Genomic DNA, 16,794 nt, shown 5'->3' on the forward strand with positions numbered 1-16,794 from the left:
GATGGTGGCACCCGGCCGGGGGTAGGACACCGGACACAGCCACGACGACGACCACAGCGACGACAGCGGCGACAGCGACCCAAGGAGTACGACGCGTGCCCTCTCTCTTCCCGGCCCTCACCGACGGCCCGGCCGGCGGCTTCGCCGGCCGTCCCGCCCTGCGCTTCGGCGGGCGCTCACTGACGTACGGGGAACTCGCCGCCGCGGCCGGCGCGGTGGCCGGGGACCTCAAGGGGGTGCGCACGGCCGCCGTGTGGGCCGCTCCGACCCTGGAGACCGCCGTCGCCGTCACCGCCGCGCTGCTCGCCGGGGTGGTCGTGGTCCCGCTCAACCCGAAGTCGGGCGAGCGGGAGCTGGGCCACATCCTCGGTGACAGCGCCCCCGACGTACTCCTCGCCGCGCCCGGCACCGCGCTGCCCGACGCGCCGGCCGCCCTGCCCCGCGTGGCCGTGGACCCGGCCCGCGGCGCCGACCCGGGCTCCGTGCCCGACGACCGGCAGCGCAGCCCGGAGGACCCGGCCCTGATCGTCTACACCTCCGGCACCACCGGCCCGCCCAAGGGCGCCGTGATCCCCCGCCGTTCGATCGCCTCGACGCTGGACGCCCTCGCCGACGCCTGGCGGTGGACCGACGCGGACGTGCTGGTGCACGGCCTGCCGCTGTTCCACGTGCACGGCCTGGTCCTCGGCACGCTGGGCCCGCTGCGGCGCGGCGGGTCGGTGCGCCATCTGGGCCGGTTCACCACCGAGGGCGTGGCCCGTGAGCTGAACTCCGGGGCGACCATGCTGTTCGGCGTGCCGACGATGTACCACCGCGTCGCGGAGGCGCTGCCCGCCGAACCGGACCTGGTGCGGGCGCTGTCCGGGGCGCGGCTGCTGGTGTCGGGCTCGGCCGCGCTGCCCGTGCACGACCACGAGCGCATCACGGCGGCGACCGGAGCCCGGGTCGTCGAGCGGTACGGCATGACGGAGACGCTGATGAACACCAGCGTCTCCGTCGACGGCGAGTCCCGCCCCGGCTCGGTCGGCGTGCCGCTGCCCGGCGTCGAGCTGCGGCTGGTCGAGGAGGACGGCACCCCGGTGGCGTCGTACGACGGGGAGACCGTGGGCGAGATCCAGGTGCGCGGTCCGAACCTGTTCACCGAGTACCTCAACCGTCCCGACGCCACCGCCGAGGCGTTCACCGCCGACGGCTGGTTCCGAACCGGCGACATGGCGGTCCGCGACCCCGGCGGCGACGTCCGCATCGTGGGCCGCAAGGCCACCGACCTCATCAAGAGCGGCGGGTACAAGATCGGCGCGGGCGAGATCGAGAACGCTCTGCTGGAGCACCCGGGCGTGCGGGAGGCCGCCGTCACCGGGGAGCCCGACGCCGATCTGGGCGAGCGGATCGTGGCGTGGGTGGTGCCGGCCGACCCGCAGTCCCCACCGGGCCTGGACGAGCTGGCGGAGCATGTGGCGGCGCGCCTCGCCCCCCACAAGCGGCCCCGGGTGGTCCGCCACCTCGACGTCCTGCCCCGCAACGACATGGGCAAGATCATGAAGCGGGCGCTGGCGCATGACTGACCGTCCTTCGGCCCGCGAGGCCCTCACCCTGGTCACGGACTCGTTCACCGAACTGCCGTACCCCGCTCGGCGGTCGGCGACGGACGGCCCGCTCGGCTGGTCCGGCTACGACGAGGCCCGCGCCCGCGCCGCCGCACGCACCGGCGAGACCGAGTCCGTGGTCTGCGGGGTCGCGGACGTCGACGGCACGCGTGCCGTGCTGCTCGCGTTCGAGTTCGGTTTCCTCGGCGGCTCCCTCGGCCAGGGCACCGGCGACCGCCTGGAGGCGGCGTACGCGCACGCCGTCGCGCACCGGCTGCCGCTGGTGTCCCTGGTCGCCACCGGCGGCAGCCGCATGCAGGAGGGCATGCTCGCCCTGACCCAGCTCCAGCGGGTGGCGCGCGCCTCGGCGCGGGCCCGCGAGGCGCGGCTCCCTCAGATAGCCGTCCTGCGGGACCCGACGACCGGCGGCGGCTGGGCCACGCTGGGCGCGGGCGCGGACGTGGTGCTCGCCCTGCCCGGGGCGCAGGTCGGCTTCGCCGGCTCCCGGGTCCGCCCGCCGGACGCGGACCCGGCGGCGTACACGGCCGAGGCGCAGGTCGCGGCGGGCGCGGCGGACGCGCTGGTCCCGCCGGAGGAGCTGCGCGCGGCTCTCGGCCGCTGGCTGCGCCTGCTGACCCGCCCTTCGGCCGAACCGGCCCCGCCGCCGCACGCGCTCGGCGTCCCGGGCCTGCCGGCCACCGGCTGGGACGCGGTCCGCCGCGCCCGCGCACCGCACCGCCCGCGCGCCACCGCCTACCTGGACGCGTACTTCACGTCCCGCGTCCGGCTCTCCGGCGACCGCAGCGGCGGCGCCGACGACGGCATGCTCTGCGGCTTCGGCGATCACGGCGGCCGTACGGTCGCCTACGCGGCCCAGACCGGCACGGCCACCCGCCCCGCCGGCTACCGCACGGCCGCCCGTCTGGTCCGCCTCGCCGACCGCCTCGGAATCCCCGTCCTGACCCTGGTGGACACCCCGGGCGCGGCCAACGACGCGGAGGCGGAACGGCAGGGCGCGGGTGCGGCCATCGCGGACCTGTTCGCCGCCGCCGCCGCCGCGCGCACGCCCCTGACCACCCTGGTCGTCGGCGAGGGCGGCTCGGGCGGCGCGCTCGCACTGGCCGCGCCTGGCAACACCTGGGCCACCCCGGACAGTTACTTCTCGGTGATCGCCCCGGAACTGGCGGCGGCGATCCTGAAACGCCCGCCGTCCGAGGTGGAACCCACGGCGGACGCCCTGCGCATCCGGCCGCAGGACCTGGTGGAGCTGGGGGTGGTGCGGGGGATCGTTCGGCCTGAGGAGGCCTAGGCGGCCAGCTCCGCCGCGGACTCGGTCTCACCGGGGAGGGGTTTCCCGGGACGTCAGCCCGTGCTCGTCGTCCCGCCGACCGGTGCGGGGCTTCTCATGACTCACAGGATCGCCTCTTCGGGACGTGGGGTTCTGAAGCATTATCAGGAGAACAACCGGCACGGATCCGCCGTTCGGCACCCACGCCCCGACCTCTGCCCGGAGGTCTCCCCGGACCCGACCCGGAGTCGGTCGACCGCTGCCTGCGCTCCCGCCCGCGAACGGGACCCCCGTTCGGCGGCCCCTCTCCCGGCCCCCCAGAAAAGGCGCCGCCCCCGCCCGGCGCGCACGATGCGAAGAGGCCCGCCGCCCGGCGGGCCCAGGCCGCGCACTCGGGAGGAACTGCCGTGACCGCCAGTCTGGAGCAGCTGCGCCGCTGCCATTTCGCCGTCGACCTGGGCGCGGCCCGCACCCGGGTGTACGTCAAGGGCGCCGGCCTCGTCGTCGACCAGCCGTCCGTCGCCGCCGTGAACACCCGTACCGGAGCGCTGATCGCCGTCGGCGAGTTCGCGGAGAAGATGACCGGGCGCACCCCCGACTACATCCGCGTGGTCCGGCCGGTGACCGGCGGCACCGTCGTCGACATCGAGATGGCGCAGCGGATGCTGCGTCAGCTGATCGGCGACCGCACCCGCCGCGCCCTGCGCCGCAGGCCTCGGCTGCGGGCGGCCGCCTGCACCCCGCACGACGCCGACCCGCTGGCCCAGCGCGCCGCGATCGAGACGCTGGTCGGTCTCGGCGCCCGCCGGGTGGAGCTGGTGGACACGCTGATCGCGGCGGCCGTCGGTTGCGGGCTGCCGGTGGAGCGGCCCGAGGCCACCATGATCATGGTGTGCGGCGCGGCGGCCACCCAGGTCGCCGTGCTGTCGCTCGGCTCGATCGTGCGGGCCGAGCGCATCCCGGTGGGCGGCGAGGCGGTGGACGCGGCGATCGTGCAGCACCTGCGTCACCAGCACGAGCTGATGCTGCCGAGCCAGTCCGTACGGCCTCTCCAGCTGGCGCTGGAGGGGAACGGGCTGACGCCGGAGGGGCCGGAGGTCACGGAGATCCACGGCCGGGACGTCGCCACCGGTCTCGCCCGGTCGGTGAAGGTGGACACGGCGGCGGTGCGGCGGGCCATCCAGACTCCGCTCACCGCGGTCCTCGACGGCATCGGCAAGGTGCTGCGGGACTGCCCGCCCGATCTGGTCGCCGACCTGGCCGACCGCGGCATCATGATGGTCGGCGGCAGTGCCCTGCTGCCGGGTCTGGACCAGATGCTGCGTCAGGCGACCGGGATGCCGGTGCACATCGCGGAGCAGCCGGAGCTGTGCGCCGTGGAAGGGCTCGGCGCCATGCTGGAGGGCCGTATCGCCCCCATGGTCCTGGACCCGCTGGGCGCCTGAGACACCCCTCGGCCCGGCGCCCGTCCCTCCTCCCGGTCCGCCCGCATCCGTGCGGGCGGGCCGTCGTGCGTTACCGGCCGTTTCACTCGGCGCGGTGTGTACCGCCGCTCAGGGTGGGCAGGCGCATCCGCAGCGCAGCAGTACGGTGCGCAGCCTCTCGCGCGGGTGCCGGTGGCGGCCGGGGCCGCCGGGACGGCCCGGCCGGCCACCCACGAGCACCGACAGGGCGGTGACATGACTTCCGCGGCTTCGTTCCCCCCGGGACGGCAGGACACCTTGGTCATCGGCGGTCGCATGGACGCGGACCGGGCGCTGCTCACCCCGCGCGGGGAGCTGGTCCGCGGCTGTGCCCAGATGCTGGCCGCGAGACTGGCGGAGCTGCCGGCCGGGACCGCGCGGGTCGACCTGGACATGAGCGGTGTGCACTTCATGGACACCGCGGGTCTGGAGTTCCTGGAGGTCCTGCGCGACCACGCCCGCCGGCGGTCCATGCCGGTCACCACGTCCCGCTGGAGCGGCCAGCCGCGCCGCATCCTGGAGCTGGCCGGGCTGGACACCACGGACCCGCTGCGCACCCCCGCGCCGCGCCCCTCTCCCGCCGGGTCGGCGGTGGCGCTGGAGCGCCAGGAGCGGCTGCATCTGCTCCAGGAGGAGGTGGAGCAGCTGCGGCAGGCCATCGCCTCCCGTCCGGTCATCGACCAGGCGCGCGGCATCCTGATGGCGACGTACGGCTGCACCTCGGACGAGGCGTGGCACATCCTGCGGGAGGCATCGCAGCTGTCCAACACCAAGCTGCGCACCGTGGCGGAGTCGCTGACGGCCTGCGCCGAGGCGGAGGGCACTCCCCCGCCGCCGGAGGTGCGCACGGCGCTGGCCCGCGCCCTCGCGCGCCGCGCCGCGCGGTGACATCGCCGCGCGGGGGGGTACTCGTAGTCGCCGTAACGACGGGTCCCGCGACAGGGAGGCGGCACGATGAGCGAGCACACTCCGTCCCAGGCCGAGGGCGACCGGGACGACAGCGAATGGACCACCCCCGACGTGGTGCACACCACGCCGTCGCAGGCGGAAGGGGAACGTGACCCGTCGGACGCGCCGTCGGCGTCCGACGACAACGCCGTACGGGGGACGCACGGGGGCGGCTGACCCGGCTCCGGGGCGACGGTTCCGGTGAACCGTGACGTGGTGGGGCGGGTGGGACTCGAACCCACGGCCGACGGATTATGAGTCCGCTGCTCTAACCGGCTGAGCTACCGCCCCATAGCGGCGTGTCGCGTACATGTGTGCGCGCCGTCTGCCGCAGCATAGCCGCTCATACGATCTCCTGCTTCGGATGGTCGGCTGCGTACGGCCCTGTTGACCATGAAGACAGCGCCGCGCCGCGCGCGGTTCCACCGGACATGAAAAAGGACCCCTGCGGGGCCCTCGTTCAGCATGCTCCCCCGACTGGACTCGAACCAGTAACCTGCCGGTTAACAGCCGGCTGCTCTGCCAATTGAGCTACGGAGGACCGAGCTCCCCCGACTGGACTCGAACCAGTAACCTGCCGGTTAACAGCCGGCTGCTCTGCCAATTGAGCTACGGAGGAATGCCTCGTTCTGCATCGAACGCACCCGCCTGGGTATTCGCCAGGGGGCGCGCGCTCGCTGCGACACATACATTAGCGCAAGCAGGGGGGTGCTCCGCCAATCGGTACTCCCCGGCCCGTCGCCGCGCCGGAGACCCACACAGACTGGAACAACGGGAAGGGTGGCCGCCATGCGATACCGGCTCACGTTCGTCGCCGGAGCCGTCCTGGGTTACGTGCTGGGCACGAAAGCCGGGCGGGAGCGCTACGAGCAGATGAAGAGGTCCGCGCTCCAGCTGGCGCAGAACCCCGCGGTGCGCAACACCGCGGAGTCCGCGGCACAGCAGAGCCGTGAGTTCGCCGACAAGGCGTACCACGTGATGAGCGACAAGGTCGGCGACCGGGTGCCCGACACGGTCGCGCAGCGGGTCCACGCCCTGCGGGAGCGCAGCGCCCACGGCCCGGCCGAGGACGACTGGGGCACGAGCAACACCTGACGGACGACGCACCCCTCCCCATGCGGCAAAATCGCCGTATGGGGATAGTCGCCGGGCTGGACAGTGCGCCCGATTTCACTCGCATCGTCGTCTGTGACACGGACACCGGGGCCGTGGTCAGGCAGGGGTACGCCCCGCACCCGGTGCAGGGTCCCGACACGGGCCGTTCCCCGGACGTCGACCCGCAGGCCTGGCTGCTGTCCCTGGGCGAGGCCGCGAGCGGCGGACTGCTGGAGGGCGTGCAGGCGATCGGGGTGTCCGCGCAGGCGGGCGCGCTGGTCCCGCTGGACGCGCAGGGCGGCACGGTCCGTCCGGCGATGACGGGGGGCGACAAGCGCGCGCAGGTGGCGGCGGCCGATCTGGTCGACGCGCTCGGCGGGCGCGAGGCGTGGGCGCAGGCCGTGGGCTGTGTGCCGGGCGCCGCGCAGCCGGTGACGAAGCTGCGCTGGATGGCCCGTACCGAACCGGAGAACGCGGCCCGCACCGCGGTGCTGCTCCAGGCGCACGACTGGCTGGTGTGGCAGCTGCTGGGCCGGCCGGTGCGCCGGACCACCGACCGGGGCGGCGCCTCCGGCACCGGCTACTGGGCCGCGGCGACCGGGGGTTACCGGCCCGACCTGGTGGAGCTGGCGCTCGGGCACCAGGCGATGCTCCCCGAGGTGATCGGCCCGGCGGACGCGGCCGGCACCACCCCCGAAGGGCTGATGATCTCCGCCGGCACGGCGGACACCATGGCGGCGGCGTTCGGGCTCGGCATCGGGCTGGGCGACGCGGTCGTGTCGCTGGGCGCGTCTGGCTCGGTGATGGCCGTGCACCCCGAGCCGCTCGTCGACCGGGGCGGCTCGATCACGTCGCTGGCCGACGCGACCGGTATGCATCTGCCCGTCGTCACCACGCTGAACGCGGTGCGGGCGCTGCGCGGCACCGCGGAACTGCTGGGGCTGCCGGACCTGGAGAGCCTGTCCGACCTGGCGATGAAGTCGACACCGGGTGCGCACGGTCTGGTGCTGCTGCCGTACCTGGAGGGCGAGCGCACCCCGAACCTGCCGCACACCGCCGGGACCCTCGCGGGGCTGCGACGGGAGTCGATGAAGCCGGAGCACCTGGCGCGGGCGGCGTTCGAGGGGATGCTGTGCGGACTCGCGGACGCGCTGGACGTGTTGCGCGGGCGGGGCGTGGAGGTGCGGCGGGTGTTCCTGCTCGGGCCCGCGGCCGAACTGCCCGCCGTGCAGGCGTCGGCGCCCGCGCTGTTCGGGGCGCAGGTGGTCGTGCCGCAGCCCGCGGACTACGCGGCGACGGGCGCGGCCCGGCAGGCGGCCTGGGCGCTCGGCGTCTCGCAGGGCGCACTCGATCCGCGGACCCCGCCCGTGTGGCCGGGTCCGGTGGCGCAGGTGCTGGACCCGGGCGAGGAACTCTCGGTGGGCCAGGCCGTGCGCCAGCAGTACGTGGCAGTGCGCGAGCAGACGCATCCGGGGGCGTTCCAGCAGTAGGAGGGGGGCGCACGGGACGGCGCGCCGGGGCCCGTAAATGGGTTGAGGTAACGCCGGTGGAGTGTTCGACGATAGGGGCCACGGGCAACCACTGGCCCCGCCGTCCACTCCGAGAGATGCAGCGTGCTCATACGACTACTACGTGACCGTCTACGGCCCTACAAGAGACCCCTCGCCCTCCTGGTCGTTCTGCAGTTCCTGCAGACCTGCGCCACGCTCTACCTGCCCACGCTGAACGCGGACATCATCGACAACGGTGTCGTGCAGGGTGACACCGGTTACATCGTGGGCCACGGCGGTCTGATGATCGGCATCTCGCTGGCGCAGGTCGTCTGCAACGTCGGCGCCGTGTACTACGGGGCCCGGACCGCGGCGGCCCTGGGCCGGGACCTGCGCGCCGCGGTGTTCGACCGGGTGCAGTCCTTCTCCGCCCGTGAGGTCGGTCACTTCGGGGCGCCGTCGCTGATCACGCGGACGACGAACGACGTCCAGCAGATCCAGATGCTCACCCTGATGACGTTCACCCTCATGGTCTCGGCGCCGATCATGTGCGTGGGCGGCGTGGTGCTGGCGCTCGGTCTGGACGTGCCGCTGTCCGGGGTGCTGGTCGCGGTGGTGCCCGTGCTGGGCGTCTGCGTGACGCTGATCGTGCGCAGGCTGCGGCCGCTGTTCCGCACCATGCAGGAGCGGCTGGACACCGTGAACCGGGTGCTGCGCGAGCAGATCACCGGCAACCGGGTCATCCGCGCGTTCGTGCGGGACACGTACGAGCAGCGGCGGTTCCACGGGTCCAACACCGAGCTGACCGATGTGTCGCTGCGCGCGGGCAATCTGCTCGCGCTGATGTTCCCGGTGGTCATGACGGTGGTGAACCTGTCGTCGATCGCGGTGGTGTGGTTCGGCGCGCACCGCATCGACAGCGGCGGGATGCAGATCGGCGATCTGACGGCGTTCCTCGCCTATCTGATGCAGATCGTCATGTCCGTGATGATGGCCACGTTCATGTTCATGATGGTGCCGCGCGCCGAGGTCTGCGCCGAGCGCGTCCAGGAGGTGCTGGACACCTCCTCGAGCGTGGTGCCGCCCTCCGCGCCCGTCACGGAGCTGCGCCGGCACGGACACCTGGAGATCCGGGGCGCGGGCTTCCGCTACCCGGGCGCCGAGGAGCCGGTGCTGCGGGCGGTCGACCTGGTGGCGCGGCCCGGCGAGGTCACCGCCGTCATCGGCTCCACCGGCAGCGGCAAGTCCACACTGCTGGGGCTGGTGCCGCGGCTGTTCGACGCGACCGAGGGCGAGGTGCTGGTCGACGGGGTGCCGGTCGCGGACGTCGACCCGGCGCTGCTCGCCCGGACCGTCGGCCTGGTGCCGCAGAAGCCGTACCTCTTCGCGGGCACGGTGGCGACCAATCTGCGCTACGGCAATCCGGACGCCACGGACGAGGAGCTGTGGCACGCGCTGGAGGTCGCACAGGGCAAGGAGTTCGTGGAGCGTCTTGAGGGCGGGCTCGACGCGCCGATCGCGCAGGGCGGGACGAACGTCTCCGGCGGTCAGCGCCAACGCCTGGCCATCGCCCGGACGCTGGTGCAGCGCCCGGAGATCTACCTCTTCGACGACTCCTTCTCCGCTCTCGACTACGCCACGGACGCGGCCCTGCGCGCGGCGCTCGGGCGGGAGACGGCCGAGGCGACGGTGGTGATCGTCGCCCAGCGGGTGGCGACCATCCGGGACGCCGACCGGATCGTGGTGCTGGACGAGGGCCGGGTGGTCGGCGCCGGCCGGCACCACGAGCTGATGGCGGACAACGAGACCTACCGGGAGATCGTGCTCTCCCAGCTGACGGAAGCGGAGGCGGCCTGATGGCGGGGCCAGGGGGCCGGATGATGGCCGGGGGCGCACCCGGTCAGCGGTCGATCGACTTCACGGGGTCCGGCAAGCGGCTGCTCGGCCGCTTCGGACCGGAACGCCTCACCATGTACGGGCTGCTGGCCTGCCTGGTGGTGAGCGTGGGGCTCAGCGTGGTCGGGCCGAAGATCCTGGGGCGGGCCACCGACCTGGTGTTCGCGGGCATCGTCGGCCGGGACATGCCGGCGGGCGCCACCAAGGAGCAGGTGCTGGAGTCCATGCGGGAACGCGGCGACGACCAGGTCGCCGACATGCTCCGCTCCACGGACTTCACCCCGGGTCAGGGCATCGACTTCACCGCGGTGGGGCACGTCCTGCTGCTCGCGCTGGCCGTGTTCGGTGCGGCGGGGCTGCTGATGGCGGTCGCGACGCGGCTGGTGAACCGGGCCGTGAACCGCACCATGTTCCGGATGCGCGAGGACGTGCAGACGAAGCTGTCGCGGCTGCCGCTGTCGTACTTCGACAAGCGGCAGCGCGGTGAGGTGCTGAGCCGGGCGACCAACGACATCGACAACATCGGGCAGACGCTCCAGCAGTCGATGGGCCAGCTGATCAACTCGCTGCTCACCATCGTCGGCGTGCTGGCGATGATGTTCTACGTCTCCTGGATCCTGGCGCTGGTCGCGCTGGTGACGGTGCCGCTGTCGTTCGTGGTCGCCACGCGGGTCGGGAAGCGGTCGCAGCCGCACTTCGTGCAGCAGTGGCGCTCCACCGGCACGCTCAACGCGCACGTCGAGGAGATGTACACCGGGCACGCCCTGGTGAAGGTGTTCGGACGGCAGGAGGAGTCGGCGCGGAAGTTCGCCGAGGAGAACGAGGCGCTGTACGAGGCCGGGTTCAAGGCGCAGTTCAACAGCGGTGTCATGCAGCCGCTGATGATGTGCGTGTCGAACCTCAACTACGTGCTGGTCGCCGTCGTCGGCGGTCTGCGGGTGGCGTCCGGGTCGCTGTCGATCGGGGACGTGCAGGCGTTCATCCAGTACTCGCGGCAGTTCTCGATGCCGCTGACGCAGGTCGCGTCGATGGCGAACCTGGTGCAGTCGGGCGTGGCCTCCGCCGAGCGGGTCTTCGAGGTGCTCGACGCGGAGGAGCAGGAGGCCGACCCGTCGCCCGCCGAGCGTCCCGAGGAGCTGCGCGGGCGGGTGGAGCTGGAGCACGTGTCGTTCCGGTACGACCCGGAGAAGCCGCTGATCGAGGACCTGTCGCTGACGGTCGAACCGGGCCGCACGGTCGCCATCGTCGGCCCGACCGGCGCCGGCAAGACCACGCTGGTCAACCTGCTGATGCGGTTCTACGAGGTGTCCGGCGGGCGGATCACCCTGGACGGCGTGGACATCGCGCGGATGACGCGGGACGAACTGCGCGCCGGGATCGGCATGGTGCTCCAGGACACCTGGCTGTTCGGCGGCACCATCGCGGAGAACATCGCGTACGGCGCGTCCCGTGACGTGACCCGGGAAGAGATCGAGGAGGCGGCCCGCGCGGCGCACGCCGACCGGTTCGTCCGCACCCTCCCGGACGGGTACGACACCGTCATCGACGACGAGGGCAGCGGGGTCAGCGCGGGCGAGAAGCAGCTCATCACCATCGCGCGGGCGTTCCTGTCGGACCCGGTGATCCTGGTGCTGGACGAGGCGACCAGCTCCGTGGACACCCGTACGGAGGTGCTGATCCAGAAGGCGATGGCCCGGCTGGCGCACGGCCGCACGTCGTTCGTCATCGCGCACCGCCTCTCCACGATCCGCGACGCGGACACCATCCTGGTCATGGAGAACGGGTCGATCGTCGAACAGGGCGCGCACGAGAAGCTGCTGGCGGCGGACGGGGCGTACGCCCGCCTGTACAAGGCGCAGTTCGCGCAGGCGGTCGCGGAGGTCGACTGAGGCCGGGGGTGCCGGAGGAAGGGGACACGGTCCCTCCGGCACCCGCCGACTAGTCCAGATAGCCGCGCAGCTGGTCGGCGTGGGCGTGGTCGCGGAGCTTGTTGAGGGTCTTGGACTCGATCTGACGTATCCGCTCGCGGGTCACCCCGAAGATGCGGCCGATCTCCTCCAGGGTGCGGGGCCGGCCGTCGACCAGGCCGTAACGCAGCTGCACCACCTTGCGCTCGCGCTCCCCCAGGGTGGACAGCACCGCCTCCAGGTGCTGCCGCAGCAGCAGGAACGCCGCCGACTCCACGGGGCTGGCGGCGTCCCCGTCCTCGATGAGGTCGCCGAGCGCGACGTCGTCCTCCTCGCCCACGGGCGCGTGCAGCGACACCGGTTCCTGGGCCAGCCGCAGCACCTCGCCCACCCGCTCGGGCGGCAGGTCCAGCTGGGCGGCGACCTCCTGCGGCGTCGGCTCGTAGCCGCGTTCCTGGAGCATCCGCCGCTGCACCCGCACCACGCGGTTGATCAGCTCCACCACGTGCACCGGCACGCGGATGGTGCGGGCCTGGTCGGCGAGCGCACGGGACATGGCCTGACGGATCCACCAGGTCGCGTACGTGGAGAACTTGAAGCCGCGCGCGTAGTCGAACTTCTCGACGGCGCGGATCAGGCCGAGGTTGCCCTCCTGGACCAGGTCGAGCATGGTCAGCCCGCGCCCCACGTACCGCTTGGCCACGGACACCACGAGCCGCAGGTTCGCCTCGATCAGCCGGCGCTTGGCCATGCGGCCCATGACGACGAGCCGGTCCAGGTCGTGCGCGAGGCGGCTGTCCAGGTCGGGGGTGAGGCGCAGCTTCTCCTCGGCGAACAGGCCGGCCTCGACCCGGCGGGCGAGGTCCACCTCCTCGGCGGCGGTGAGCAGCGGGATGCGGCCGATCTCCCGCAGGTACTGGCGGAACAGGTCGGCGGAGGGGCCGCCGCTCTCCGGCCGCACCCGCGGGTCGACGGGCTCGGCGGGCTCGGCCGGCTCCACGACGTCCGGGGGTCCGGCCTCGACGGGGTCCTCCGCCTGCACGGGCGGCTCGGGACCGGTCCCGGGACGCTGCCCGGCGCGGGGCTGCGCGGGCATCGCCACCAGCAGATCCGCGTCCGGCGCTGCGCCGGCGACGTCGCTGTCGGTCTGGGTGAGGGTCTGGGTCTGCACGGGGGCGACCTCCAGGATGATCGCTGCCTGGGGGTGGGGCAGCGGTACTTCAGGGGCGGAGTCGACGGCCTCGCCGCTGTCCGTCCCGTACGCGATGTGCGGAACCGCGGGGGTGTGCGACCCGTCACCGACGGGCCGGCCGCGCTCCGAGGACTCAGGCACCGCCCCCCAGTGTGGGGTACGACACATCGTCCCCACGAGGGGCGTGCGTCGACTTTTTGCGTCCGCTCCGTCACCGCCCGATCACCCGCCGCACAAACCCGGATGCCGGACACGCGGGTGATCTGGCACGATCCGCGGGTGTCCACCGCCCTGTACGAGACCCATGTGACGGTCCGCTGTTCCGGTTCCGGGGAGTTCGAGCGCCTGCGCCGCTGGTCCGCCGTGGCCGGCCTGAAGCTGACGCGCATCGAACTGGCCCGGGGCCGGATGCGCGACCAGCCGATGCTCACCCTGGCCGGGGCCCGCTCCCTGGCCGAGGAGTCGGCGCGGGCGCGTGACGCGGTGGCGCGGCTGCGGGCGGACGGCTTTGAACCGGTGCGGGTGAAGACGGAGTCGACGCCGTGGGCGCCGGAGGTGCCGGAGGGGCCGTGCGGCGACGGACGGTACTTCGAGCACCACGTGAAGCTGCTGCTCGACGCGGCGACGGACCTGGCCGCACTCGCCGCCCGGACGGTGCCGCACGGGGCGCACCTGTCGTGGAACGCCCGGCGGGTGCGGGCCGGGGCGCGGCACGAGCGGTTCGTCACCCAGCGCTGCCACGGCGTGGACGTGTCGGCCGCGGGCCGGGCGCTGGAGGAGTTGCTGACGGCGCTGGACGGGCACCATGTGCTGGACGTGGAGCGGGAGTTCGTGCTGTACGACAGCGATGCGACGGTGGACGACGGCTGGCTCGGGGAGCCGGAGGGGGCACGGACATGAGCGACTGGTCACGGATGATCGAGTCGGGCATGCCCGTCCCGCCGGGCGAGCTCGACGAGCGGACCCGACAGAGGCGACAATTCCCCCGGACCCTGCGGACGATGGCGGCCGACGAGGTCGAGCAGCGGCTCGTCTTCGACCCGTCGATGAAGCAGTACGACAACGCCTACCGGGCGACCGACCCCCGGTTCGGCGACCCCGCGCGCGGCGATGACTGGCGGGCGGCCCGGCGGCGCGCCCTGGATCTGGTGCTCGCGGCGGTCGCCGACTCCGCGTACGCGGACGCGCTGGTCCTGCGCGGCAGCGTGCTGATGGCCGCGTGGTTCGGCGACGCCGCCCGCGAGCCCGGTGACCTGGACTTCGTCGTCCCCGAGACCTGGCGGATCGACGACGGACGGACCGGGCGGATGCTCGACGGGGTCGCCCGGGCCGCGCAGGCACGGGCGGAGGCGTACGGCGAGGGCGTCGGCATCTCGGCGCGCGGCGCGGTCGTCGAGGACATCTGGACCTACGACCGGGTGCCGGGACGGCGCATGGTGCTGCCGTGGGCGGCGCCCGGACTGCCCGGCGGGCACGTCCAGCTGGACTTCGTGTTCGGCGAGCCGCTCCCCGAGCCGCCCGAGCCGGTGGAGCTGCCGGGCGGCGCGATCGTGTGGGCGGCGACCCCGGGGCTGTCGCTCGCGTGGAAGCTGATGTGGCTGATCACCGACGCGCACGGGCAGGGCAAGGACCTGTACGACGCGGTCCTGCTTGCCGAGCGGTGGCCGCTGCGCCGTGAGGTGCTGCACGAGGTGTTCCGGCTGGGCGGCGAGTGGCCGTACGGGCGGAAGCGCATTCTGCTGGAGGACGTGGTGGAGGCCGTCGGGTACGTGGAGTGGGGGCACTTCGCCGTCGAGTACCCCCGGTTCGCGGGGGCCGGGGACGACTTCGGGAGGCGGCTGGTGCGGGCGGTGTCGGAGGCGTTCCCCGAGGGGTGACACCCGCCCGGCACTACAGCGCCGCCGCGCCGTGTTCGCGGAGGGCCTGGTCGTATTGCTGGAGGACCCAGAGCTCGTTCTGGACGGCGGACAGTTCGGCCTGGTCGGCGTGGTTCGACAGGCGGGCGAGCTTGCCGTTGACCTCGCGGACTCGGCGCTCGACGGCACGGCGCCGCACCCGGACCAGCACCTCGCCCGCGTACACCTCGTCGACCGCCCGGCGCATGATCGCCTCGACCGCCAGCTCCGTGACCATGGCGCGGACGGTGTCGTCGGGGGCCGCGTCGCGGACGCGGATCAGGTACTCCTGCGGGTCCTGGACGCCGTACTCGGCGCCGCCCGCGTCGAGGATCGCCTGGCGCACGGCCGCGTAGGCCGGGGCGGTGAACTCGTCGACGCCGTACGCGTCGAAGGCCGGCGAGACCAGCTCCGGGCGCTGGAGGGCCAGCTTGAGCAGCTCGCGCTCGGTGGCGAAGACCGGGTTGCGGAGGTTCAGGGCGGGGCCGCGCGGGGCGGCCGGGGCCGAGGCGTACTGCTGGGGGCCGCCGTCGGCGGGACGGCCGCGCTCCGGGGCCGGGCCCTTGCCGCCGCGGTCGCGGGCCCAGCGGGCGAGCTGGGCGACCCGCTTGACCACGAACTGCGTGTCGAGGATGCCGAGCATCCCGGCGAGCTGGACGGCGACCTCGTGCTGGGCGCCGCTGTTCTTGATCCGGGCGACGACCGGCGCGGCCTCGTCGAGGGCGGCGGCGCGGCCGGCCGGGGTGTCCAGGTCGTAGCGGCCGACGATCTGGCGGAGCGCGAACTCGAACAGCGGGGTGCGCGGCTCGACCAGGTCGGCGACCGCCTCGTCGCCCTTGGCGAGCCGCAGGTCGCAGGGGTCCATGCCGTCGGGCGCGATGGCGATGTACGTCTCGGCGGCGAACTTCTGGTCGTCCTCGAAGGCGCGCAGCGCGGCCTTCTGCCCGGCGGCGTCGCCGTCGAAGGTGAAGATCACGCGCGCGGAGCCGTTGTCCATCAGCAGGCGGCGCAGGATCTTGATGTGGTCCGTGCCGAAGGCGGTGCCGCAGGTGGCGATGGCCGTCGTCACGCCTGCGAGGTGGCAGGCCATGACGTCGGTGTAGCCCTCGACGACGACCGCGCGGGAGGACTTCGCGATGTCCTTCTTCGCCAGGTCGATGCCGTAGAGGACCTGCGACTTCCGGTAGATCCCCGTGTCGGGCGTGTTGAGGTACTTCGGGCCGTTGTCCGCCTCGTACAGCTTGCGGGCGCCGAAGCCGACGACGTCCCCGCCGATGTCGCGGATGGGCCACATCAGCCGGCCGCGGAACCGGTCGATCGGGCCGCGGCGGCCCTCCTGGGCGAGCCCGGAGAGCACCAGCTCCTTGTCGCTGAAGCCCTTGCCGCGCAGGAAACGGGTGAGGTGGTCCCAGCCCTGGGGGCTGTAGCCGACGCCGAAGTGCACCGCGGCGGCCTGGTCGAAGCCGCGTTCGGCGAGGAAGACCCGGCCGGTCTCCGCCTCGGGGCTGGTCGCGAGCTGTTCCGCGTACCAGTCGGCGGCCAGCTTGTGCGCCTCGACCAGGCGGATGCGCTCCCCGCGCTGGTGGGACGGGTTGTACCCGCCCTCCTCGTAGCGCAGGGTGATGCCGGCCTGTCCGGCCAGCCGCTCGACCGCCTCCGAGAAGGTGAGGTGGTCGATCTTCATCACGAACGTGATGGTGTCGCCGCCCTCCTGGCAGCCGAAGCAGTGGAAGAGTCCCTTCCCCGGGCTGACCTGGAAGGACGGCGACTTCTCGTCGTGGAACGGACAGAGGCCCTTGAGGTTGCCGCCGCCCGCGTTCCGCAGCTGGAGGTACTCGGACACCACGGCGTCGATCGGGACCGCGTCCCGAACCGCCTTCACGTCCTCGTCGTTGATCCTCCCGGCCACGCGTGAATTCTACGGGGCCGATGTGACAACCCCGGCCGGGGCGACGTCCCCGAAGGGGCGCGGGGCTGTGACGGGTGCGGCTCCGCCGCGTGGGCGCGACGAGCCACGGCGAAGCCGCACCCGCA

13 protein-coding genes and 3 tRNA genes are annotated in these 16,794 nt (G+C 73.3%); 11 read left to right on the plus strand and 5 right to left on the minus strand.

The annotated features are described in order from the left end of the window. Window positions 1–95: 95 nt before the first annotated feature. The 5 genes from ACF1AG_RS02475 to ACF1AG_RS02495 all read left to right on the plus strand — a co-directional run bounded on the left by ACF1AG_RS02475 (window position 96) and on the right by ACF1AG_RS02495 (window position 5,462). Window positions 96–1,565 (plus strand): acyl-CoA synthetase, encoded by a 1,470-nt coding sequence (locus ACF1AG_RS02475; RefSeq protein ID WP_391809218.1) that lies wholly within the window; start codon window positions 96–98, stop codon window positions 1,563–1,565. Further along, window positions 1,558–2,895, plus strand: coding sequence for a carboxyl transferase domain-containing protein (locus ACF1AG_RS02480; RefSeq protein ID WP_391809219.1), 1,338 nt, complete (start codon window positions 1,558–1,560; stop codon window positions 2,893–2,895). The genes ACF1AG_RS02475 and ACF1AG_RS02480 overlap by 8 nt, the downstream gene beginning before the upstream one ends. Window positions 2,896–3,281: 386 nt before the next feature. Next, entirely contained in the window at window positions 3,282–4,319 is a 1,038-nt protein-coding gene (locus tag ACF1AG_RS02485) for a rod shape-determining protein (RefSeq protein WP_359600940.1), read from the plus strand. 234 nt (window positions 4,320–4,553) lie between these two features. After that, window positions 4,554–5,225 (plus strand): ANTAR domain-containing protein, encoded by a 672-nt coding sequence (locus ACF1AG_RS02490; protein WP_359745165.1) that lies wholly within the window; start codon window positions 4,554–4,556, stop codon window positions 5,223–5,225. Between the two features lie 66 nt (window positions 5,226–5,291). Next, window positions 5,292–5,462, plus strand: a complete 171-nt coding sequence (locus ACF1AG_RS02495) for a hypothetical protein (protein ID WP_167338216.1) — start codon at window positions 5,292–5,294, stop codon at window positions 5,460–5,462. Window positions 5,463–5,499: 37 nt separating this feature from the next. Here ACF1AG_RS02495 and ACF1AG_RS02500 read toward each other — a convergent pair. The 3 genes from ACF1AG_RS02500 to ACF1AG_RS02510 all read right to left on the minus strand — a co-directional run bounded on the left by ACF1AG_RS02500 (window position 5,500) and on the right by ACF1AG_RS02510 (window position 5,904). Then, window positions 5,500–5,576, minus strand: a tRNA-Ile gene (locus tag ACF1AG_RS02500). 177 nt (window positions 5,577–5,753) lie between these two features. Beyond that, window positions 5,754–5,826: transfer RNA gene (locus ACF1AG_RS02505), tRNA-Asn, on the minus strand. 5 nt (window positions 5,827–5,831) lie between these two features. Next, a tRNA-Asn gene (locus ACF1AG_RS02510) sits at window positions 5,832–5,904 on the minus strand. A 170-nt stretch (window positions 5,905–6,074) separates the two neighbouring features. Here ACF1AG_RS02510 and ACF1AG_RS02515 point away from each other — a divergent pair. The 4 genes from ACF1AG_RS02515 (at window position 6,075) to ACF1AG_RS02530 (ending at window position 11,655) form a co-directional block, all read left to right on the plus strand. Continuing rightward, a complete protein-coding gene (locus ACF1AG_RS02515; RefSeq protein WP_359600938.1) occupies window positions 6,075–6,380 on the plus strand; it encodes a YtxH domain-containing protein in 306 nt (101 codons plus the stop codon). Between the two features lie 38 nt (window positions 6,381–6,418). Beyond that, window positions 6,419–7,870, plus strand: coding sequence for an FGGY-family carbohydrate kinase (locus tag ACF1AG_RS02520; RefSeq protein WP_391809220.1), 1,452 nt, complete (start codon window positions 6,419–6,421; stop codon window positions 7,868–7,870). Between the two features lie 123 nt (window positions 7,871–7,993). Next, on the plus strand, window positions 7,994–9,727 hold the full coding sequence (locus ACF1AG_RS02525; protein ID WP_359600936.1) for an ABC transporter ATP-binding protein: 1,734 nt from the start codon (window positions 7,994–7,996) through the stop codon (window positions 9,725–9,727). Beyond that, complete coding sequence (locus ACF1AG_RS02530) at window positions 9,727–11,655, plus strand: ABC transporter ATP-binding protein (RefSeq protein ID WP_391809221.1); 1,929 nt, start codon at window positions 9,727–9,729, stop codon at window positions 11,653–11,655. Before ACF1AG_RS02525 ends, ACF1AG_RS02530 begins: the two co-directional genes overlap by 1 nt. A 49-nt stretch (window positions 11,656–11,704) precedes the next feature. On the opposite strand, the gene ACF1AG_RS02535 is transcribed toward ACF1AG_RS02530, so the two are convergent. After that, a complete protein-coding gene (locus ACF1AG_RS02535) occupies window positions 11,705–13,006 on the minus strand; it encodes a sigma-70 family RNA polymerase sigma factor (protein ID WP_391809222.1) in 1,302 nt (433 codons plus the stop codon). A 102-nt stretch (window positions 13,007–13,108) separates the two neighbouring features. On the opposite strand from ACF1AG_RS02535, the gene ACF1AG_RS02540 reads away from it, so the two are divergent. Together ACF1AG_RS02540 and ACF1AG_RS02545 are read left to right on the plus strand one after the other, a co-directional pair. Continuing rightward, window positions 13,109–13,765, plus strand: coding sequence for a hypothetical protein (locus ACF1AG_RS02540; protein WP_391809223.1), 657 nt, complete (start codon window positions 13,109–13,111; stop codon window positions 13,763–13,765). Further along, window positions 13,762–14,742, plus strand: coding sequence for a nucleotidyl transferase AbiEii/AbiGii toxin family protein (locus tag ACF1AG_RS02545; RefSeq protein WP_391809224.1), 981 nt, complete (start codon window positions 13,762–13,764; stop codon window positions 14,740–14,742). Before ACF1AG_RS02540 ends, ACF1AG_RS02545 begins: the two co-directional genes overlap by 4 nt. Before the next feature lie 13 nt (window positions 14,743–14,755). Here the strand turns inward: ACF1AG_RS02545 and dnaG are convergent, their stop codons facing one another. Then, window positions 14,756–16,669 carry a DNA primase gene (gene dnaG / locus ACF1AG_RS02550; RefSeq protein WP_359600931.1) on the minus strand — a complete coding sequence of 638 codons (1,914 nt, stop codon included), beginning with the start codon at window positions 16,667–16,669 and terminating at the stop codon, window positions 14,756–14,758. Window positions 16,670–16,794: the final 125 nt, after the last annotated feature.

Origin of the sequence: Streptomyces sp. NPDC014764 (assembly GCF_043082785.1) — a bacterium.
Lineage (GTDB): Bacteria > Actinomycetota > Actinomycetes > Streptomycetales > Streptomycetaceae > Streptomyces > Streptomyces althioticus.

Bases quoted from the DNA above. Each gene is read 5' to 3' on its own strand.
- ACF1AG_RS02495 (WP_167338216.1), top strand. From the start codon at position 5,292: ATGAGCGAGCACACTCCGTCCCAGGCCGAGGGCGACCGGGACGACAGC.
- ACF1AG_RS02520 (WP_391809220.1), top strand. From the start codon at position 6,419: ATGGGGATAGTCGCCGGGCTGGACAGTGCGCCCGATTTCACTCGCATC.
- ACF1AG_RS02490 (WP_359745165.1), top strand. From the start codon at position 4,554: ATGACTTCCGCGGCTTCGTTCCCCCCGGGACGGCAGGACACCTTGGTC.
- ACF1AG_RS02530 (WP_391809221.1), top strand. From the start codon at position 9,727: ATGGCGGGGCCAGGGGGCCGGATGATGGCCGGGGGCGCACCCGGTCAG.
- ACF1AG_RS02545 (WP_391809224.1), top strand. From the start codon at position 13,762: ATGAGCGACTGGTCACGGATGATCGAGTCGGGCATGCCCGTCCCGCCG.
- ACF1AG_RS02540 (WP_391809223.1), top strand. From the start codon at position 13,109: ATGCCGGACACGCGGGTGATCTGGCACGATCCGCGGGTGTCCACCGCC.
- ACF1AG_RS02480 (WP_391809219.1), top strand. From the start codon at position 1,558: ATGACTGACCGTCCTTCGGCCCGCGAGGCCCTCACCCTGGTCACGGAC.
- ACF1AG_RS02515 (WP_359600938.1), top strand. From the start codon at position 6,075: ATGCGATACCGGCTCACGTTCGTCGCCGGAGCCGTCCTGGGTTACGTG.